This is a genomic window from Mycobacterium gallinarum, assembly GCF_010726765.1.
In the GTDB taxonomy this organism is placed as follows: Bacteria; Actinomycetota; Actinomycetes; order Mycobacteriales; family Mycobacteriaceae; genus Mycobacterium; species Mycobacterium gallinarum.
Genome location: NZ_AP022601.1, coordinates 1,156,055 through 1,177,148, shown reverse-complemented (window position 1 = coordinate 1,177,148; position 21,094 = coordinate 1,156,055). Strand labels below are relative to the sequence as shown.

Here is a 21,094-nt window from a genome sequence, read left to right as displayed (position 1 = left end):
CGTGGGCGATCTCAGTATTCAGAACCTGGTGGTCGAATACGCCAGCGGCGCCGACACCGTGCGCCCCATCGACGGCTTCAACCTCGATGTGTCTGCCGGCTCACTCGTGATCCTGATGGGCCCGAGCGGGTGCGGAAAGACGACACTCCTGTCGTGCCTCGGCGGCATCTTGAAGCCGAGTTCAGGCGCCATCAAGTTCGGTGACGTCGACGTGACATCGCTTGAGGGTCATGAGCTTTCGAATTACCGTCGCGAAACCGTGGGCATCGTGTTTCAGGCGTTCAACCTCGTGCCCAGCCTCACCGCGCTCGAGAACGTCATGGTGCCGCTGCTCGCGGCGGGCCAACCGCGCCGCGCGGCCCGCAAGCGCGCCGGGCAACTGCTCGCACGCGTCGGACTCGAGGAGCGAATGTCCCACCGGCCGGGCGATCTCAGCGGCGGTCAACAGCAGCGGGTGGCGGTCGCGCGGGCGATTGCACTCGATCCGCCGCTGATACTGGCCGACGAACCCACCGCGCACCTGGATTTCATCCAGGTGGAGGAGGTTCTGCGACTCATCCGCGAACTCGCGAGCGGTGACCGGATGGTCGTCGTCGCGACCCACGACAGCCGGATTCTGCCGTTGGCCGATCGTGTCGTCGAGCTCGTTCCCGATTTCGCGTCGACGGACCGCGCTCCCGACACCGTCGAGTTGGAGGCCGGAGATGTGCTGTTCGAGCAGGGCACGATGGGCGAACTGATCTACGTCGTCGCGGAGGGCGAGCTCGAGATCGTCCGCGAATTGGCCAGCGGCGGTGAAGAATTACAGAAACTGGCCAAGCGGGGCGACTATCTCGGCGAGATCGGTCCGGTGTTCCACCTCCCCCGCTCGGCGACTGTGCGCGCTCGGACCGACGCGACCGTCATCGGCTATACCGTGCGGGCGTTCCGGGAGCGCCTTGGCATTGGCGGTGTGCGCGATCTGATCGAGCACCGGCCACTGAGCACCGATCCCGATTCCGAACCCGAATCCGATCCGGACCCCGAACCCGAATCCGACTAGTTCGGAACCAGGCTGAGCAACACGTCGGGCCCGATCGACTCGACACCGTCGAACCGCCAGCGCTGCGCATGCGCGATCGACAGCACGCCGACATCATCGATCGCGGTGATCGGGCCGCCCAAGAGGATGGGGCCGATGTAGGCCAGGATGCGGTTGATAACGCCGGCGCGGAGAAACGCGCCCGCCAGCGTCGGTCCGCCCTCGAGCAGCACATCGGTCCGGTCCGAGAGCGCCTTGATGACCTCGTGCGGATCTCGGGTCCTGATCACCATCGTCCGCGAGTCGTCGTTCAGAACCTTTGCCTCAGAGGAAATTTCGCGCTCCCCAACCACCACCCGCAACGGCTGGCGTTCCGCCAGAGAGCCATCCGGCAGCCGCGCGGTCAGCAGCGGGTCGTCCACGAACACCGTGCCGGTACCGACGAGCACCGCGTCGGCCACGGCGCGCCTGCGGTGCACGTCGGCGCGCGCCGCCTCACTGGTGATCCACTGACTGGAGCCGTCCGCCGCGGCACTTCGACCGTCGACACTCGTCGCGAATTTCCATGTCACATGCGGCTGCCCGGTCCGCTGTTTGTGCAACCACTCCCGCAGCGGTCCACCGGCAACCTGATCAGCCAGCACGCCGGCGGTTACCTCGAGTCCGATGTCAGCCAGCCGCGACGCCCCGCCCGCCGCTACCGGGTTCGGATCCGCGACGGCGTAGGCCACCGCCGAAACACCGGCCGCGACAAGCGCATCCACGCAGGGCGGAGTGTGGCCATGGTGATTGCACGGTTCCAGCGTCACCACCGCCGTGCCGCCGACGGCGCGCTCCCCCGCTCTGCGCAGCGCCAGCACCTCGGCATGCGGGCCTCCCGGCGGCTCGGTCGCCCCGACGCCGGCGACGTCGTTGTCGCTGTCCAGGATCACCGCGCCCACGGGCGGATTGGGATATGTCGCACCCTTGACCCGGTCGGACTGTTCGATCGCCAGCCGCATCGCGGCCTCGAGGTTCATAGCTGAAGATGCGGGGATGCGTCTGCCGCCCGGCGCCGCAACGACTCCACAGCGACGGCGGGGTCCGCCGCGCTGTAGACCGCCGAGCCGGCCACGAAGCAGTCCACTCCGGCCAGCGCCGCCTCTTCGATGGTGTCGGCGTTGATGCCGCCGTCGATCTCGACCACGATCGTCAGCTCCCCCGCGTCGACGAGTCGGCGGATGGTCCCGACTTTCGGCAGCACCTCGGGGATGAACTTCTGGCCACCGAATCCTGGCTCGACAGACATGATCAGCACGGTGTCGAACTCGCGCAGGATCTCGAGGTACGGCTCGATAGGCGTGCCGGGTTTGACGGAAAGTCCGGCCTTGGCCCCCGCGGCGCGAATGTCGCGCGCCACGCCGACGGGGTTGTCGGTCGCCTCGGCGTGAAACGTCACGTTGTAGGCACCCGCCTCCGCGTACGGCGGCGCCCAACGCTCGGGGTTCTCGATCATCAGGTGGCAGTCCATCGGGATGTCGGTTCGCTTGAGCAGGGCTTCGACGACCGGCAACCCGATGGTCAGGTTCGGCACGAAGTGGTTGTCCATCACGTCGACGTGCAGCCAGTCCGCACCGGCCACTGCGGCGGCCTCGTCGCCCAGCTCGGCGAAGTCGGCGGCCAGAATCGACGGCGCGATCAGCGGCTTCGGCATGGCCTCACCCTACTTTGAGCGCCGCGGCGAACATCGCATCGGTGCCATGCCGGTGCGGCCACAACTGCACGTGGGGACCGTCACCGAGGCCGTCGACCGGATCGAACAGCGGCCGGGTGTCCAGCGCCGTCACAGGGTGGCGACGCAGCGCGTCGGCGACGACGCCCACGGTCTCGGCGAGATGCGGCGAGCAGGTGGCATACAACACCACACCGCCCGGCCGGGTGAGCCGGATCGCCGAGGCCAACAGCTCGCGTTGCAGTTTGGCCAGCTGCGGGACATCGCCGGGCATCCGACGCCAGCGCGCCTCGGGCCTGCGCCGCAGCGCCCCCAGCCCGGTGCAGGGTGCATCGACCAGCACCCGATCGAAGCCGGGATCCAGCCCCGGATCCCGGCCGTCGACGCGAAGCACATCGACCGGCAGCCCCTTGGTGTTCTGCTCGACGAGTTCGGCGCGGCGTTCGGCCGGTTCGATCGCGGTCACCCGGCCGCCGTCGGCAAGCGCCGCCAGCAGCGCCGTCTTGCCGCCGGGCCCGGAACACAAGTCCAGCCAGCGTCCGGTGTCCGGGCCGTCCAGCTCGGCACGTGTCAGGGCGAGGGCCACCAGTTGGCTGCCCTCGTCCTGAACGAGCGCGGCGCCGTCTCGGATCGCGGCGAGCCGGCCTGGATCGCCGCCCGGTAGGTACACCGCATACGGCGAGTAGCGGCCGACGGTGCCGTCGACCTGCTCGGCCAGCTGTGCGGCGGTCAGCACACCGGGGCGTGCGGCCAGATGGACGACAGGCCGTTCGTCATCGCTGCTCAACAGTGTGTTCAGCTGTCCGGCGTCGGCGCCGAGCGCGTCGGCGAAGGCCTGCGCGATCCAGCGGGGATGCGCGTGCACGAATGCCGCATGACCGATGGGATCGGTGGTGGCTTCGGGGGCCAGCTCGCTCACCCAGCTCGCCTCGTCGCGGCCCGCGATCGTGCGCAGCACACCGTTGACGAAACCTGCTCGTGCTGAATCGAATTCGATACCAGCCTGTTCGACCGCGGTCGACACCGCCGCGTGCGGTTCGACGCGGGTTCGCATGAGCTGGTAGGTGCCTAGGCGAAGCAGATCCAGCAACACCGGATCGATATTGTCCGGGGAACGTCCCGCTGCCGCAGCGATGATCGCGTCGAGTAGGCCGCGGGTGCGACAGGTGCCGTACGTCAGTTCGGTCGCGAAGGCGGCGTCCCGCCCGGTGATTCCGCGGTCGCGCAACATCGCGGGAAGCGCAAGGTTTGCGTAGGCATCCTTCTCCGACACCGCGCGAAGAACGTCGAATGCGGCGCGACGGGCCGGGTCGAGCGGCTTACGGCGCGTAGGACGCTTGTTGTTTCGAGGCCTGGTCATTGTGCCCGCGCGTTTTCGTCGAGACGTGCGCCGCGGGCCCAGTCCACGGCATTCATCGGCTTCTTTCCCGGGGCTTGGATGACACCGAGCGCGACGGGCTGCGAACCGGTGCCGATGTGCACGCCCTTACGTTCAACTCGGATTGTCCCGGGTGGCAGCGTGTCCGCGGACTGCTCGACGCTGACGGGCCCGACCTTCACTCGCAGATCCCCGATCATGGTCCACGCGCCGGGGTTTGGCGTGACCGCCCGGATACGGCGCTCGACGACGTGCGCGGGCAGGTCCCATCGCACCCGGGCCTCCTCGACGGTGATCTTGGGCGCGATGGTGATGCCGTCGGACGGTTGCGGCACGGCCGTCAGCGATCCGTCGGCGATGCCGTCCAGGGTTGTGGCCAACAGCGCCGCACCCGAGATCGACAGCCGCTCAAGCAATTCCCCCGCAGTATCGGTGGGCCGGATGGTTTCGGTGACCACGCCGTACACCGGTCCCGAGTCGAGCGCGGGTTCGATCTGAAAGGTGGTGGCGCCCGTCACGGTGTCGCCGGCGGCGATGGCTGCTTGCACGGGGGCCGCACCGCGCCATGCCGGCAGCAGCGAGAAGTGCAGGTTGATCCAGCCATGCTTGGGCACGGCGAGCAGTCCCTCGCGCAGCAGGGCACCGTATGCGACCACCGCGCAGCACTCGGGTGCCAGCGCGGCCAGCTCTTCGATGAACTCCTCGGAGTTGGGCTTGGTCGGCCGCAGCACGGGGATGTCGTGGTCCATGGCGAATCGTGCCACCGGCGACGGCGACGGTGTGCCCCGCCTACCGACGGCGGCGTCGGGACGGGTCAGCACGGCGACTACATCGTGACGTGGTGATTCGACGAGCCACGCCAGCGAGGGCAGGGCGGGCTCGGGGGTGCCTGCGAAGACAAGACGCACCGCGCCAGTCTAGAAGCGCCCCCACCCGGAAAAATTCAGCGAGGCGTTTGGTAGTACTCCTGCTCACTCACACCGGTCAGCGGTGCGACGAACATCCAGGGGATGGTGGTGATCAACCCGTTCAGGGTGGCCACCGAATCGTTGTAGTACTGACGCGCGAAGGCCAGCTTGTTCTCGGTGTCGGCCAGGTTGTCCTGCAGGTTCAGGAAGTTGTTCGACGAGTTGAGCTGCGGATAGCTCTGGCCGAGCGCCAGCAGCGGCGCCAACGCGGAATCCAGATCCTTCTCGGCGGCGCTGCGCTGGGCTACCGACGTGCCGCTTGTCGCCGACGTCAGCGCGGCGCGTGCGTTCGTGACGTGGTCGAGAATGCCCTTTTCGTGGACGGCGAACGTCTGCACCGTGTGCACCAAGCTCGGGATCAGCGACGCCCGCCGGGTCAGCTCGACATCGATGCCGGACAGTGCTTCGGCGACCCGTACGTGCGCCGAGCGGATCCTGTTGTAGCCCAACACGAAGATGATCAGTGCCGAAAGCGCCAGCACCAGCACGATGACGAGCAACAACCTCACCATGATCCGCCTCCTCCTCCACCGCCGCCGCCACCGCCACCGCCGGAGCTGAAGCTGCTGCTACTGCTGCCCCCGCTGGAGGACGACGACTGCGACGCAGTGTATGCACCGATCGATGACGACAACGCGGACTCGAAGCTGTCGAAGTCCGGGCCACCGGAGCCCCCGACAAAGCCCGAGCTCCTCGCCGACGACGAGTGATACCAATCGGGTTGCGGTGCAACGGTACCCGTCGTCGTCTCGTATTTCTTCGCCCACAACGCCGCGGCGCCGGCGGCCACCGCGAACGGAACGTAGGCCATGTAGAGGTCCTTGCGCGCCCCGAAGTCGAACCGCGCCTCGGACGAGTCGGTGGTCAGCATGCGGTGGAATCCGCCTGCACGCGACCATAGTTCGCGGCCGGCCTCGGTGCGCCTGGTACCCACACCGTCCTTCCAGGACGCCGAGGAGAACAGGAAGAATGCCGCGAACGGCAGCGCCCACATCGTGGTCGGGAAGCCCCAGCGGAAGAAGCCGAACAGCATCAGGATGAAGGCGATCGCGTTGGCGGTGCGCACCCACATTTCCTTCTTGCGCTTGACCATCAGCCCGTTGTCGAAGGCCCACTTCCGGACCTCCTCGGCCATATCCGTCTTGGCCTTGCTGAGCTTCTTTCCCGCTTTGGCAGTCTGCTTGGCCTCGAACTCCCGGCCGGGGCCCTGCACGTTGAGCGCCTTTGCGACCGCGACGCTGACCGGATCGATGTTCGCCCACGCGTCCCAGTCCGCAGCCCTGCTGCGGATGTTCCACTGTTTGTCGTTGACCTGCCGCATGTCAATCAGGCCGCGGTCGGCGAGATAGAACAGCGTGGCGGTCAGGCCGCTCTTGGGCACGCTCTCGGTGCGGATGTATTCGGTTTGCACCGGACCCAGTCCGGGCGGCGGCCCATATTGCAGCGGGAACCCGGGTGAGGGTTCAACGGTGGTGCGGTAGTACAGGATTGCGCCGAGCGCGCCGGCGACGGTGAGCGCGAGCACCCACAGCACGCCGCCCATGGACTGGCCGAGGACGCGATCCCAGGCAAAGGACCACGGCACCTCGTTGCGCGGCGGGGTCGGCACGTCCACGCCGGCGCGCAGCGTCACCGGGGTCCGCGGCGCCAGGTTCGACGCCGACAACTCGACCCGCTTCCCGCTGACGGTCAGATCGTCGCAGGCCCGGCCGATGCCGAAGCCGACAGAGCACTGGGCGCGTCCGACGTCGCCGGGCAGAGTCACCGAAATCTGGGCACGATCGATCTCGTTGTTCCACGCCTGCGCGATGACATTCCAGAAGAACACAGAGGGCGATCTCGAGTCGTTGCCGGTGGAGTCGGCGAACTTCTTGTCGGCGCCGGTTGTGCCCGGATCAAGGACACCGTCGATGTTGTAGCGGATCTCGAAGACATGCGTGCCGTAGCTGAGGTATTCGTCCGGATCGCCGATCTTCGCCACGCGGAATCGCTCGCCGCCTTCCCAGAGCATCTGGTAGGGCGCCGGTTCGCCGTCGAGCAGGATCGACGTGATCTCCGGGATCTGCCGCACCCCCGGATCGTTCTGATTGTCGACCGCCCAGTACTTGAAAAGCCCGTGCCGACCGCCCGGGAATTCGGCAGTGATCGTCTCCACCGCATCGAGGCGCCCGCCGGCACTGACGATGAGATCCACGTCGTAGTTGCTGAAGACCACGGGGTCGTCGGCGTCAGAAGCCTCCGCCGATGGGCGGAACACGACCGGCCACAGCACACCAACGGCGATGAGCGCCAACGGAATAAGCATCAGAAAGAAGCGACGCACGCCAACCTCCTGTCCACCACACGCCGGGCTGCCCGCATTACCCTATGTGCAAGGGGTCGATTTGCACACGCACCGGCTCGTTCTCGCGCCGCGCACTGAGCACACCGGCGGCGCGCCGCAGCGCCGCCGCGAGCGGCAGTCCGGCGTCGCGCGGCACTCGCACCAGCATCCGATTGACCGGCTTCTCCGGCGGCGTGCCGGGCGGTCGACGTGCGCCGGGTGGCAGGTCGACGGGCCCGAGCAGGTCGGCGTCGTCGGGCAGTTCCGCGGTGTCGATCATCGCGCGCACAGCGTCGGGCGCTCCGTCGATCGCGGCCATGTGCACCGCGGGGGGCAACCCGACCTCCGCGCGGGCGTCGAGCTCGGATTCGGCGTGGCCGACGGGATCCCACCGGATCAGCGCCTGCACAGTGGGGATGGCGGATTCGGCGACCACCGCCACGACGCCGCCGTCGGCACGGCTGCGGACGAGAGCGGCGGCGGCCATCCAGCGGCGCAACGCGTCCTCGGAAGCCCGCAGATCCTGCCGTCCGAGCAACGCCCACGTGTCGAGGAGCAGGGCGGCGCCATAACGGCCTGCAGCGAGCGGTTCCGCGCCGGGTGTCGACACGACCACGGCCGGCTCCGCAGGCACCGCGCCGACCATCGCGTCGCCGCCCGATGTCACGACGGTGACACCGGGAAATGCGCGGCCCAGTTCCTCGGCTGTCCGACGGGCACCGACGACGACGGCCCGCACGGCGTCGGATCCGCAGCGCGTGCAACGCAGTGCCGGTTCCTCTCGGCCGCACCACCGGCACATCGCGCCCGCGGCGTCGCGTGCGGGCAGCGACAGCGGGCCCGTGCAGTGCCTGCAGCGGGCGATCGTGCGGCAGCGACTGCACGCCAGCGCGGGCACATATCCGCGGCGGGGTACCTGGACGAGTACGGGCAGCCCGGATGTCAGCGCCGTACGCGCGGCCTGCAGCGCCATCGACGGCAGCCGCGCCGTCCGTGCCGCCGGATCGCGTTCCTGGGCGAAACCGCTGTCCTCGATCGCGATCACGCGCGGAGACCGTGCCCGCACCTCCTGTCGGGTGGCGACCAGATCGTGCGCCCAACCGGTGCGGACCAGTGCCTGCGCCTCGGCGGTGCGCGCAAAACCTCCGATGAGCGACGCGCAGCGCAGCTGGTGAGCCCGCAGCATCGCTACTTCTCTGGCGTGCGGGTAGGGGGCACGCGGCTCGGCGAGTGTGTCGTCGCCGTCGTCCCACACCATCACCAGTCCCAGATTCGCCACCGGCGCGAAAACCGCGCTGCGGGTACCGATGACGATGCGTGCCCCGCCCCGCAACACCGACAGCCATCGCCGATAGCGTTGTGCGGGGCCAAGACCCGCGGACAGCGCCACCACATGAGCCTCGTCGATCAGGGTGATGGCCGCGGCGTGCATCGCGTCGACGTCGCGCTGGTCGGGCAGGACGATCAGGGCGGCGCGGCCGGTGTTCGCGGTCGCCGCGGCCAGCTCGGCAAGACGTTCCGGCCAACCTTCCCCTGGCAGCGCCTGCCACACCGCGCGTGCGGCGCGCCCGTCGTACAGGGCGGCGACGTACTGCTGGCCGCCGCGGTACGCGGCCCACGCTGTGGTGTCCACGGGTTCGACGGCCAGGGGTTTCTGCTGCGGTGGGGGCTGCTTTTCGACGTTGGCATGGCGCGGTGGGACGGCGAGCCGCAATACGTCGGCCCGGGTGCCGCCATACCGGGCGGCGACGGCGTCGGCGAGCCTGCGCACGTCGGGCGTCAGCACCGGCTCGGCGGAGACAACCCGATCCAGCCAGCCGAGCTTCCCGACATGGTCCGTCTCCGAACGCCTTTCGAGCACGAATGCGTCGACCAGGCGGCCGTGGAATCGCACCCGCACACGCACCCCGGGTTGCGCGTCGTCGGACTGCTCAGCAGCGACCAGATAGTCGAATTCGCGGTCGAGATGCGGCACCGACAGCATCGGGAGCACGCGCGCAATGGGCTCGTGCTCGGCCTGCTGTCGCGTGCTGGTCACCTATGCAGATGTAGCAGATGACGCCGACGGATCTGCCGCGCGGCCGAAGAAGAAGCCCGCGGTGATGAGCAGCAGCGACGTCGCGTACGCCCACCAGATCGGTACGGCGAGCATCTCTGTGTTTGTTGGCGTCAATACGAACTTGGAGATGCCGATCATGCCGTCGGAGACCGCGAAGCACACCGCGCCGAGCGCGGTCCACGGCGTCGGCAGCCGGGCCATCAGCGCCGTGCACACCATGGCGCCGAGCACCGCGATGTAGAGCGTCACCGGTACAGCCATGCCCTCGGCGATCAGCCGTGGCCAGAACCACACCAACAGGGCGATACAGGCGCACACCGTGATCGCCGCAGCCGCCAGCCGAGGCCTCGACCGCGCCGCCAGCGGGAGAAGCGCGGCCAGGAAGCACAGGTGCGCGACGAGGAATGCACCGAGGCCCAGCACAAACGACGGCTCCCACCACGGCATCGCCAAGAAGAAGTCGCCCGCCGCCGAGAACAATAGCGCCGCCAACAACCATCGGCGTTCGCGAGCGACGGGGTGCGCCAGCGCGGCGGCGGCGAGCAGCACCGCCGTCGCCGCCTTGACCTCGGGTTGCAATGCGAACTGGCCGGTCAGCTCGGCGCCGGCCGGCAATCGAAGCGCCGTCACGATCAGAAACGCGCCGTAACCGGCGCCGACGACCGCGGCAGTTACCCACAGAAGCCTGGTTCGTGGGTGTGCGTGCCGTGTCCCCATGTCCGTTTCTGGGGAGAAGCCGGCCGTCGACGCCATTCTGCAGAAGGTAGTGGAAGCCGTCCCGTTTCAGTTGACATCCGACGGAGGTTTTGCAGAAGCGCACCGGCGTTTTCAGGGTGGTACCCGCTGCCACGAACGCCGTCGATCGTGCACTGTGTTGGCTTCGGAGCGCGTTACATCCGGCCTAAGCTCGCGACGCCCTGTTCCCAAGCGCGAAAGTATTCAAATGCCGGAAGATGTTGCGCGAGTGGTCGACTCGGACTCATTGGCACCACACAGGACGCGCCGCCAGGCTTTCGGGACCGTTCAAACGACGATCGCGGACCCCACGTCGCGGCGCCCACCAACCTCAAGAGGTTCGCTGTGGCCTGAAACCGCTGTTGCTGACACCAGTGCCTAGCTCGCGACGCAGGACGGGGCGATGGGCTCCCATTTGTCTAGCTAGGCAAACATTATCGATAACCGTGCTGACATCAATACGTCGATCGGAATACAAACAACACTACAAAAGGTGTCCCCGGGTTGTTTACTCGCCCGGGCGGCCCGGAATATTTCATACTTTCGTTGCCGACAATTACGCGTGTTTGCCGGTCACTTGCGCTGCGTCAGTGTTAGCTTGCAATCATCGCTGAGTTCGCTGCATGAGCGAACGGAGTCCGTTGGGGGAATCTCATGGGATATAGCAGTCATGTAGGCCGCGTCGGCGCTCTCGCGGTTGCGTTGGGGGTCGGCTTCGCGATCGCACACGGCGGTGGGGTGGCCTGCGCCGAGACCGGGTCAGAAGCCAGCGACAGCCCGTCCGCCGATGCGGGTCAGACGAACAACACCGACACGACGACGGACAATCCCGCCACTCAGACCGATACGACCAACCCCACCAACCCCACCGATCTGAACAGCGAATCGCAAAACGACACGGGCACATCCAATCCGCCCGTGAGCGAGGGCGGTACACCATCGTCTGGATCGTCCGGGAAAACCGAGGAAATTGCTCCAGGAGTCATCGTGTCCAGCTCCGGAGGGGCGCAGACGTCCTCCAACCGTCACGGTTCTCGGTACAGCAGGCCGAAAAATTCGTCGAGAATCGCGACATTATCGAAGCCCGCAGCGTCGGAGTCGGTGAAGACGGCTGACTCGCCGACCCTCGGCACACAATCCAACTCCACCCCCAGAACAACTCCAACCCAGTCGGCGTCGGTTGCCGATCCGTCTACGGCGACAGTGCAAATTTCCTCAGCGACGAGGGGAAATTCCGGCTTTGTCTCGGCGCCGATAACCTCGACTCCCGCCCGCGAAGAGATGGTCGCCGTGCCGGTCGTTTCCACTTCGTTGACCGGGGCGTTGGCGACAACCCTGCTGGGAACTGGACCTGACGCACCCCCGGAATCGCCGTTGTCATGGGTCGTGTTGGCCGCTGCCCGCCGCTTCAGCGCCGGGGCAGATAGCGGCGCAGACGTTCCGGCGTCCGCGGAGACGGCGACGACGCAGACGCTGTACAGCGTGACGGATGCCCAAGTGGCTGCGGCCGCGGTCGTGAATCTCCCACCCATCGTGGAGGAAGAGCCGGACTTCGGTACGCCGAACCCGACCACAGGCGCGGTGGCAGGGCAGATCGTCGCCAAGGACCCCGAAGGAAAGAAGCTCTCCTACACACTCGCATCCGGCCCTTCGGCGGGCAAATTGGTCTTCGACAAGAAGACCGGAGCATTCACGTATACGCCGACGGCATCGCAGCGGGTTGCCGCGGGTCTGACCCCTGGTGCCGACTACGCGCAGTTCACCGTGAAGGTGTCCGACGGAACCACCGCGAACATTCAGACCGTCACGTTCAACGTGGCGGTCAACCCTGCCGAATTGGAGGACGCCGGGACGATTGCGGTCGGCGGCCCGGGCGAGGCCATCACCGTTACGAAGACACGGGTATTCGTCACCAACGCGTCGGCGAAGACCGTCACCGTGATCGACTCCCTCAATCGCACCGTCGTCGCGACCATCTCGTTCGATGAGGCACCCGTGTCAGTTGCCGTCACACCCGACGGTAAGCGCCTCTACGTAGTAGACGACACGACGAATCTGATCCATGTCGTCGACGCCACCACCGGTACCAAGCTCACGGCGATCGACTTCGGCGAAAACCGCTATCCGGACTCGCTTTACATGTCGCCGGACGGCAAGACGCTGCTGGCGGCCGGTGGGCTGTACGACCCCAAGACCAACACCACCACAAGCGTCATCACCAAGGTCGCCACCGCAACAGGCAAGATCGCCGGAACGGTGAAGTTGGTCGGCGCTTCACCCGACGATTTCTACAGCGTCGCGTTCACACCGGATAGCAAGAAGGTGTACGTGGTAGTCGACCTCCTCCCCGCGAACCCCGGGGATCCGGTGTCGTCGGCGGTGTACACCTTCGCCACGACAGCAACGTCGGCCAAGCTGCTCACAACGGGCACATTCATCATCGACGTTGCCGTCAATCCGGCGGGCACCCTCCTCTATGTCAACGACGTCGGGGCCGACGAAAACGGCTTTGGTTCCCTGAGGGTGTTCGATATCAAGTCCAACAAGCTGGTTACTGAGATTCCCACTGAACCAGAGAGGTTGAGCGGCCTCACCTTCAGCAAGGACGGGACCCTGCTCTACACGTTGAACACCGTGACCAACCAAGTGGGGGCGTTCGACGTCGCTGCAGGCCTCGTGCCTGTCTCCATAATTGACACGGGGACGACCAACAACGAGTTCTACCCGAATGTGGCGATATCTCCGGACGGGCGCGCGCTCTACTACAACACCGACAACGGCCTGCAGGTCGTCTCCTTGCTACCCGCCACCGCCGCCTCGACGCCCGGCGCGCCGGTCGGCAATGTCATCAAAGGCGCCTTCGGTACCCGCTACCAGGTGATGGCCGATGTCGACCCGGTGACGTTGCAGCCCAACGGCAACACCCGCGTCAGCATTCTGGACAAAGACGGCCGGGTCATCACGACGACGCAGGACATCGTCGGCATCCCGAGCAGTTCAGTTCCGGTCGTGCGTCCGGACGGCAGCCTCCTGGTGGCGACCTATGACGCAGGCACCAACACCACGACCATCACGGCGGTGAGCACGTCCGGTGTCACCACTCCGGCAGGATCGCTGACCGGCAAGGCAGTCCGACAGATCTTCATCGCCTCGAACGGGGCGGCCTACCTGCAGACCGATGTGAACGGCGACGGACTGGCTTACAAGTTGGTCCGGATTTCTACCGAGAATGCGTCGCAGACCTACGACATCGACGGATCCACGTCCGGTCTGCCGGTCAAGTTGGCACCGGACGGCAGCGCGTACGTCGTGTACAAGGACGGTGGCGATCAGGTCTCGGTCCTGGCGATCGATCCCAATGGTGACTCGATCACCGTGCCCGTGGGAACCGGGTCGCCCGAAGGTTCCCTTGCGCCCGTCGTCATCTCTTCCGACGGCAAAGCGTATGTGACCGTCTCGACGCTGGACGCCCAGGGGTTCACCGAAACCAAGATCCTGACGTTCACGGGTACCGCCTCCACGGAACGCACAGTCGCCGGGCAGCAGGTGGGTTCCGCCGTCGTCGGCGCGAAGGGCGCTGTGTACCTGGTCACCGGTGCCCAGGGAACCGCATCTGTGACGAAACTGACGAGCACCACGCTTCGGACCAGTGTGTTCAATGCAGCCGCAGTGGGACAGCCGGGGGTGGCGAGCGATGGCACCGCCTACGTGCTCCTCAACACCGGGCCCGGACAACACGGCCTCGGAATTGTGAACCCGGCGGGCAAGACCAAGATCGTGCCGATCAACGGTCAATTCGCCCAGGCGATCGACAATCCTGGCGGCCTAGCGCTCACCGTCGGATACGACAAGAAGGCCTACGTTGCCTACGTCGACAGCACCGGTCGCTATCACGTCGCCATCGTTGGCGGCTCGGGCACCGCGTCGATCAAAGACATGCCGGTGGGAACCACGACCAAGCACAGTGTCTACTTCACGATCAGAGGCGTCGCGGCGCAGATGGTCCAGACAGTCGACCCCGTCACTGGCGCCATCACGGGCACCTCGGCCTACATCTTGCCGTCCGGCAAACGCACCGAGGAGGTCCCCGGTGATCTCGTCGCGGGAGCCATCGACTTCAAGAACAACGGTTACATCGTCAGCAGTGCCGAAAATGCCAACGGTGATCTAGAGGTAACGGTGCTGGCCTTCACGTCGGCCGGCAAGACGCTCGCGAAAATCGCGGCGCCCGGCGGCATCGTTCTGGCGGTTGACAACCTGGCCGGGCCATTCGGGGCCCGACCGGTGGTGTTGTCTCCCAAGGACGGAACGGCGTACGTGACGCTTTCGACAGGCCAGGACAACCTTCCTGGTAGTGCCGAAGTCTGGGCCATCAACCCGAAGGGCGGCGCGACCAAGGTTTTGGATGTCGACACCGCATTGGTCACCGCAGTGACGGTCGAACCCGACGGCACGGCATACGTCACCGTCAGCGAACTCGTCGGCGGCCAGTACGTCAGCACCGTTCGCGTCCTCAATTCGACGACGGCCGTTTAGTCAGGATCCGGGTCCCGGCAGCCGCCATGAGCGCGGCGGTCGGGGTTGCCCGGGGGTGTGCGTGTTGGCCTCGACGCGTTCGAATAGCGCGGTCGCTCAGTGCTATTCGTACGCGTCCGGTTCACGCACCGAGAATCGGCACCGTCACCGACTGGGTTGTGGTGGCGCCGTACTTGTCGGTCACCTTGATGGTGAACGTGTCGGTGGTGTCTGCGCCGGAGGACGCCGCGCGGCGCGCGGCGGCAGTGGGCGTGTAGGTGAACGTGCCCCCTTTCGACACGGTCACATAGCCTTTCGATGTCCTAGTCGAGCCGGAGAACGTGAAGGTGTCGCCGTCAGGATCAGAGGCGCCCAACGAACCTTTGACGGCACCGTTGCTCGTGGCGGGCGCACCGACATTGAGAGCGCCGGTGACCGGAGCCCGGTCCGTCGGCGCAATCGAAGTCCGCACGGTGATCGTCTTCACCCCGCCGTGGCCGTCGTCGACGGTGACCGTGAACGTGTCGGTCCCGACGGCCTTCCTGACCCGCGCCTGCTGACGAGCGACATCCGACGGGTTGTAGATGAAGGTTCCGTCGGAGTTGATCGTGACCGAGCCCGACCCCGGGGTGCTGTGAGTGTAGGTGACGTTGTCGTTGTCGGCGTCGGTCACCGTGATCGAGCCGAGGACGCTGCCTTCCACCGGATCTGCCTTGCCGACTGTGGCTCTGGCCGACGGCACCGCGTTCTTCCCCAGCACCGTCACGGTCACCGGAACGGCCGTCGTGTTGCCGAAGTCGTCGCTGACCGTGATGTCGAAGGTGTCCATTTTCTGGTCGTCCGTAGCGTTCACTGCCGCGGCGGTGTGGCGCGCGGTCGGTGTCGGGGTGTACGTGAACGAACCCGTCGACGTCACCTTGACGGCGCCCTTGTCGGTTGTCATCCCGGTATAGGTAAGCTTTCCCCGCTCCGGGTCGAGCGCTGTCACCTTGCCCGTAACGCTCCCGGTCGCCGAATTCGGCTTGTTCTGAGTAACTGTCGCCGTCGGCGGCTGGTTCGGCACCGAAGCGTTTAGCTGGAGCACGACGGCGTAGCCGGTGTGATCGCCGGTGGTTTGGGTCGCGGAGTTCTCTGCGTTGCCCAGGTAGACGTTGTCGAGTCGCGTTGCAGCCCCGCTGTTTACGAGCTGCTGGGCCAGTTCCTCGCCAGCCGAGTCGAAGGAGGCATAACCGTGGGTGGCTTGCTGTGTGCTGAACGCGCCTGTCCAGACAAACCCTTGCCCGTTCGCAACTGGAGCGGGTCCGAACATCCGACCGTGGTCGGCAAGGCCTTCGTTGTCGACGTACGCCTGAAGGAAGCCGCTAGGCTGCTGACCGTACGTGACGTGATCGATGATTCCGTAATAGCCGGTGCTGTGCGGTTGCCGCGCCGGGAAACCGGACGCACGCATGGCGGCGTTGAGCCTCTGGATGGACTCCTCCCGACTGGTCGACGTCGGATCGACGATGATGACGTTGACCGGCTCCAGCAGGCCCTTGCCCTCGTATGTCTGGCCGCCCCAATTCGCAATGTCACCATTGGATTTCAGCATCCATTTGCCGATGTCACCGTATTCGGTGGTGGTCGTGTCACCCGGTTGGGGAGCCACTGCCGCGGCAGCGAGGGCATTCGGCGCCGACGTCGCCGACGCTGGGGAGACGACGACACTGCGTGCCGCCACGGCGCCAGGTGCAACGCCGGGCGGCGAGCTGAGTACGTCGCGTTCGATCTCGCGGCGGATCGCCTGCAGCAGGCCCAGCGCCACCACGTCCGGTGCCGTCGGCGCATCGCCGGTGCGCACACCGTAGGGCGTGACGACGCCGACCGCGGTGAGCAGCCTCGACACCACCGTCACCGGAGACGCCGCGGGTGCACTCGTGATCGCAGGTGACAGAGCGGCACTCGCCAGTTTCGTCGTGCTCGGATGGGGCGCGTAGTCGGTGCGCGCCAGAGCCTCACGTGCACCCGGAATCGGCTTGTCCATCAGCGCTCCGCTGGGCCTGTGCTGGACATCAGCCGCGTCCCGCGCATCAACCCGCGTCGTGATCACCGCTGCGACACTCTCGGACCGGGTCCATCTGCGGGTGCCGGAGTCGGCAACCGTGTGCTCGACACGGGAGGTACGAGGGTTGTCGGTGGCGGGTCCCCCATGCCCGTTGGGGCTGTCGAGCACCGTGGTGCGTCTCGAGGACGCCAGCCGCTCACGAAACCGCGCGAGGTGGTCGGCCACGGCCGAAGGTCGGTCGTCGCCTTCGCCGGAATCGCGGATGTCAGGCCGCGTTGCCGCTGCATCACCTGAGCGCGTGTCGTCATCTAGCGTGTCGTCATCCCGCGCGCCGGCATTTCGAGTGCCGCCAGGGGTGCCGCCGCTGTTGTTCTGTTGCATCCGCGGGGGGCGCGGCACACTGGGTGTGCCGTGCGTCACTCGGCCCGCTGCGCCGGTGGTCGCAGTGACATTGGCTGTGGTCGACGTGCCGGCAGGAGTCCCCGCCGCCGGTGAGTGGACTGCACCGCCCGAATGGTTGTTCACGGAGTCATCGGCAAGGGCCGTTCCCGTCCCGGCGGCGACGAAGGCTCCGATCCCCAAAGCGACCGCCATCGCGCCGACACGCCCGGTGTGCCGCCCGGCCCCGGCCGACCGTCCAGCGGAAACCGACTGTCGTGTGGCCGCAGCGTCCGCGCGGTACTGCTCCATCAATTCTCCACCCCCGGGCACGACCATCCCTTGGCCATGTTCAGCTATGGCCGACCCCCAGATCCTAGGCGCGCCCAAGCCTCAGAGCAACGAGTGCCCTGGACATCAATCACTTTGTCTCGTCCGCAAAGGTCCGATCAAGGCAAAGACCCCGTTGATCGCAAAGACCATTGACTCACCATAGTTAGCGCGCTGTTACGACCGATACAGTAATCGACGAGTCTCGGCTAGCGAATGCGCCACGACGGTTCTTGAGAAACTTAGCCCGATGCTTCAGCAAAAGTTGATTTCAGTCCCGCGCCCGAATCTATTCATCGGAGCCTCCGCCAAGAGCCTCGGTCTGGTGGAACGCTGATGACGGCGATCATGAGCCGACGGTTCGCCATCGACGTGAGCCCCAGCCATGCGGTAGAACTCGAAGCAACGCTGACGCTGCGGCCAGAGAACGGATTGCACGTCATCGCCCAACGACGGGAGGCTCTATGACAGCGCCGCAGTACGACACCGTCATCGTCGGCGCCGGTTTCTCCGGCATCGGCACCGCGATCAAACTGGACAAGTCCCGGATGGGCAATTATCTGGTGATCGAAGCGGGTGACGGGCCGGGCGGCACCTGGTACTGGAACACGTATCCCGGTATCGCCGTCGACATTCCGTCGTTCTCCTACCAGTTCTCCTTCGAGAAGAGCCCGAACTGGACACGCACCTATGCGCCGGGACGGGAACTGAAGGCCTACGCCGAGCACTGCGTCGACAAATATGGCCTGCGCCGCAAGATCCGATTCAGCACCAAGGTGCTCGGTGCGACCTTCGACGACGACGACCGCCTATGGCGCGTACACCTCGACACCGGCGACGCGGTGACAGCCAGGTTCCTCGTCAACGCCAGCGGCGTGCTGATCACGCCCAATATGCCCGACATCGACGGTGTCGACTCGTTCGCCGGCGTGACGATGCACACCGCACGCTGGGATCACGAGCAGGACCTCACCGGTAAGCGTGTCGCCATCATCGGGACCGGCGCGTCCGCCGTGCAGGTCATCCCCGAGATCGCGCCGATCGTGGAGCGCCTGACGGTTTTTCAGCGCACCCCGATCTGGTGCCTCCCCAAGCCTGACGTGCCGCTGTCGCCCAGGACCCGACGTCTGATGCGACTCCCCGGTGGGCCGACGGTGCAGCGTCTGCTCAGCCAGGCGTACGTCGAACTGACCTTCACCTTGCCCGCGCAGTACTTCACCCTCAACCCGATGGCCAAGAACATGTCGCAGATCGGCAAGTCGTATCTGCGCAAGCAAGTCCACGACCCGGAGGTGCGCGACAAGCTCACCCCGCGCTACGCCGTCGGCTGCAAGCGCCCGGGTTTTCACAACACGTATCTCTCGACGTTCAACCGAGACAACGTTGAACTGGTGACCGAGCCGATCGACAAGATCACCGGATCGGGCGTGGCGACCGTCGACGGTGAGACCCGCGACGTCGACGTGCTGATCCTGGCGACCGGGTTCAAGGTGATGGACATCGAAGACAACCCGACCTACCCGGTGACCGGGGCCGACGGCCGTTCCTGGAGCGAGCATTTCAGCGAGCGGCGCCTGCAATCGTATGAAGGCGTCGCCGTGCCCGGTTTTCCGAACTTTTTCACGGTGTTCGGCCCTTACGGGTACGTCGGCAACTCGTACTTCTCACTCATCGAGACCCAGACGCACCACATCGTGCGCTGTCTCAAACATGCTCGCAGTAAGCGCGCCAACCGCGTCGAGGTCAAACAAGAGGCCAACGACCGCTACTTCGCCGAAATGATGAGCAAGCGGCACCGGCAGATCTTCTGGCAGGACACGTGCAAGGACGCCAGGAGCTACTACTTCGACAAGAACGGTGATGTGCCGCTGCGGTCGGCCAGCACACTGCAGACACATTGGCGCGCTCGCCGCTTCCCGCTCACCGATTACGAGTTCAGCGCGTAGTCCCGCGTCTAGCACGGAGATACTTGCCGATTCCCGGCTGACGCGCGCGCCGACAAACCTACGCTCGAGACATCATTCGATCACTGAGTGGGGGCCAGACATGCAGAGTCTGACGTTTGAAGGCATCCCGGTTGCCGTCAACGGGGAGGGCGTGGACTTTCGCAGCCAACCAGTAGGCGAGATGTCCATCGCGTGGGTCAAGCTCGGCGCCGGTGCGGACCTGCGGCCGGCGCTGGCGGGGCTGCCCGGCGACATGTGCCAGTGCCCACACTGGGGTTACATGCTGAGCGGGCAGCTTCGCATGCACACAAGCACCGGCGAGCAGACCTACAACGCGGGCGAGGCGTTTAACTGGGCCGCCGGGCACGCGCCGGAGGCCGTCACCGACTGCGAGTACATCGACTTCTCGCCGACCGAAGAACTACAGACGGTCCTGCGCCACGTCACGGGCGGCTAGACGGCCGCCTTCAGCTCGTCGACCTTGTTGACCTGTTCCCAGGGCAGCTCGACGTCCGTGCGACCGAAGTGGCCATAGGCGGCGGTCTGCGCGTAGATCGGCCGTAGCAGATCCAGATCGCGCACGATCGCGCCGGGCCGCAGGTCGAACACCGAGGTGATCGCCTTTTCGATGCGGGCCGGGTCAACGGTTTCGCTGCCGAAGGTCTCCACGAACAGCCCGACGGGGGCCGCCTTGCCGATTGCGTAGGCGACCTGCACCTCGACCCGCTCCGCCAACCCGGCTGCGACCACGTTTTTTGCCACCCAGCGCATCGCATACGCCGCGGAGCGGTCGACCTTGGACGGATCCTTGCCGGAGAACGCGCCGCCGCCATGACGGGCCCAGCCGCCGTAGGTGTCGACGATGATCTTGCGGCCGGTCAGACCGGCATCACCCATCGGACCACCGAGCACGAACTTGCCGGTCGGGTTGACCAGCAGCCGGAAGTCGGAGGTGTCCATCGAATCGTGGTTGAGGTCGGCCAGCACGGTGTTGACGACCTTCTCCCGGATGTCGGGCGCCAGCGTGGCGTCCAGGTCGATACCGGCGGCATGCTGCGTCGAGAGCACCACCGTGTCGAGGCGCACCGGAGTAGTGCCGTCGTATTGCACGGTGACCTGGGTCTTGCCGTCGGGACGCAGGTAATCCAGCACGCCGCTCTTGCGAACCTCGGTCAGCCGGCGCGACAGCCGGTGCGCCAGTGCGATCGGCAGGGGCATCAGTTCGGGAGTGTCCCTGATGGCGTAGCCGAACATCAGGCCCTGGTCACCGGCGCCCTGGGCGTCCAGCGGGTCACCTGCGCCTTCGACGCGCGTCTCGTGAGCGGTGTCGACGCCCTGCGCGATATCGGGTGACTGCGCGCCGATTCCGATGTTGACGCCGCAGGTCTCGCCGTCGAAACCCTTCTCCGAGGAGTCGTAGCCGATGTCGAGGATGCGAGCCCGCACCGTGTTGGTGATGTCCGCGAACGCTTCCTTGGCCGTCGTCGTGACCTCGCCGACGACGTGTACCTGGCCGGTGGTGACCAACGTCTCGACCGCGACGCGTGATTTGGGATCGTCCGCGAGCAACGCGTCGAGCACCGAGTCGCTGATGGCGTCACAGATCTTGTCGGGGTGGCCCTCGGTCACCGACTCACTGGTAAACAGCCGAGCTTCACTCACGGTGTGATCCTTCCACCCAAGTCA

The 21,094-nt window shown here is 66.2% G+C and carries 14 protein-coding genes and 1 pseudogene; 5 read left to right on the top strand and 10 right to left on the bottom strand.

The genetic code is table 11. The features are described from left to right. Position 1 precedes the first annotated feature (1 nt). A complete protein-coding gene (locus G6N42_RS05895; RefSeq protein WP_163727341.1) occupies positions 2 to 1,042 on the top strand; it encodes an ABC transporter ATP-binding protein in 1,041 nt (346 codons plus the stop codon). On the opposite strand, the gene ribD is transcribed toward G6N42_RS05895, so the two are convergent. From ribD to G6N42_RS05855, 8 genes are read right to left on the bottom strand one after another with little or no spacing between them, the layout of a single operon-like run. Continuing rightward, entirely contained in the window at positions 1,039 to 2,040 is a 1,002-nt protein-coding gene (ribD, locus tag G6N42_RS05890) for a bifunctional diaminohydroxyphosphoribosylaminopyrimidine deaminase/5-amino-6-(5-phosphoribosylamino)uracil reductase RibD (protein ID WP_163727338.1), read from the bottom strand. The genes G6N42_RS05895 and ribD overlap by 4 nt on opposite strands. Then, positions 2,037 to 2,714, bottom strand: a complete 678-nt coding sequence (gene rpe / locus G6N42_RS05885; protein ID WP_163727335.1) for a ribulose-phosphate 3-epimerase — start codon at positions 2,712 to 2,714, stop codon at positions 2,037 to 2,039. Before rpe ends, ribD begins: the two co-directional genes overlap by 4 nt. Before the next feature lie 4 nt (positions 2,715 to 2,718). Further along, positions 2,719 to 4,092, bottom strand: a complete 1,374-nt coding sequence (locus G6N42_RS05880) for an RsmB/NOP family class I SAM-dependent RNA methyltransferase (protein WP_163727332.1) — start codon at positions 4,090 to 4,092, stop codon at positions 2,719 to 2,721. Next, complete coding sequence (gene fmt, locus G6N42_RS05875; protein WP_163727329.1) at positions 4,089 to 5,018, bottom strand: methionyl-tRNA formyltransferase; 930 nt, start codon at positions 5,016 to 5,018, stop codon at positions 4,089 to 4,091. Before fmt ends, G6N42_RS05880 begins: the two co-directional genes overlap by 4 nt. A 35-nt stretch (positions 5,019 to 5,053) precedes the next feature. Further along, complete coding sequence (locus G6N42_RS05870; RefSeq protein WP_163727326.1) at positions 5,054 to 5,590, bottom strand: LemA family protein; 537 nt, start codon at positions 5,588 to 5,590, stop codon at positions 5,054 to 5,056. Next, positions 5,584 to 7,401, bottom strand: coding sequence for a DUF2207 domain-containing protein (locus G6N42_RS05865; RefSeq protein ID WP_410506723.1), 1,818 nt, complete (start codon positions 7,399 to 7,401; stop codon positions 5,584 to 5,586). Before G6N42_RS05865 ends, G6N42_RS05870 begins: the two co-directional genes overlap by 7 nt. A gap of 37 nt (positions 7,402 to 7,438) precedes the next feature. After that, positions 7,439 to 9,385 (bottom strand): primosomal protein N', encoded by a 1,947-nt coding sequence (locus G6N42_RS05860; RefSeq protein WP_163737036.1) that lies wholly within the window; start codon positions 9,383 to 9,385, stop codon positions 7,439 to 7,441. Between the two features lie 54 nt (positions 9,386 to 9,439). Next, positions 9,440 to 10,213, bottom strand: a complete 774-nt coding sequence (locus G6N42_RS05855; RefSeq protein WP_163727323.1) for a lysoplasmalogenase — start codon at positions 10,211 to 10,213, stop codon at positions 9,440 to 9,442. A gap of 1,272 nt (positions 10,214 to 11,485) precedes the next feature. Here G6N42_RS05855 and G6N42_RS05850 point away from each other — a divergent pair. After that, complete coding sequence (locus tag G6N42_RS05850) at positions 11,486 to 14,731, top strand: VCBS domain-containing protein (protein WP_163727320.1); 3,246 nt, start codon at positions 11,486 to 11,488, stop codon at positions 14,729 to 14,731. A gap of 121 nt (positions 14,732 to 14,852) precedes the next feature. Here G6N42_RS05850 and G6N42_RS05845 read toward each other — a convergent pair whose 3' ends face one another. Then, entirely contained in the window at positions 14,853 to 17,444 is a 2,592-nt protein-coding gene (locus G6N42_RS05845) for a cadherin-like domain-containing protein (protein ID WP_163727317.1), read from the bottom strand. Between the two features lie 351 nt (positions 17,445 to 17,795). Here G6N42_RS05845 and G6N42_RS31130 point away from each other — a divergent pair. The 3 genes and pseudogenes from G6N42_RS31130 to G6N42_RS05835 all read left to right on the top strand — a co-directional run. Beyond that, positions 17,796 to 17,930: pseudogene (locus G6N42_RS31130) on the top strand (hypothetical protein); the annotation flags it as partial. After that, the gene (locus G6N42_RS05840) at positions 17,927 to 19,408 is read left to right on the top strand and encodes a flavin-containing monooxygenase (protein ID WP_163727315.1); all 1,482 of its coding nucleotides are present in this window, start codon (positions 17,927 to 17,929) and stop codon (positions 19,406 to 19,408) included. The pseudogene G6N42_RS31130 and the gene G6N42_RS05840, both read left to right, overlap by 4 nt. Before the next feature lie 100 nt (positions 19,409 to 19,508). Then, positions 19,509 to 19,865 (top strand): cupin domain-containing protein, encoded by a 357-nt coding sequence (locus tag G6N42_RS05835; protein WP_163727312.1) that lies wholly within the window; start codon positions 19,509 to 19,511, stop codon positions 19,863 to 19,865. Here G6N42_RS05835 and metK read toward each other — a convergent pair. Beyond that, entirely contained in the window at positions 19,862 to 21,070 is a 1,209-nt protein-coding gene (metK, locus tag G6N42_RS05830) for a methionine adenosyltransferase (RefSeq protein WP_083123462.1), read from the bottom strand. The two genes, G6N42_RS05835 and metK, sit on opposite strands and share 4 nt — an antisense overlap. Positions 21,071 to 21,094 lie beyond the last annotated feature (24 nt).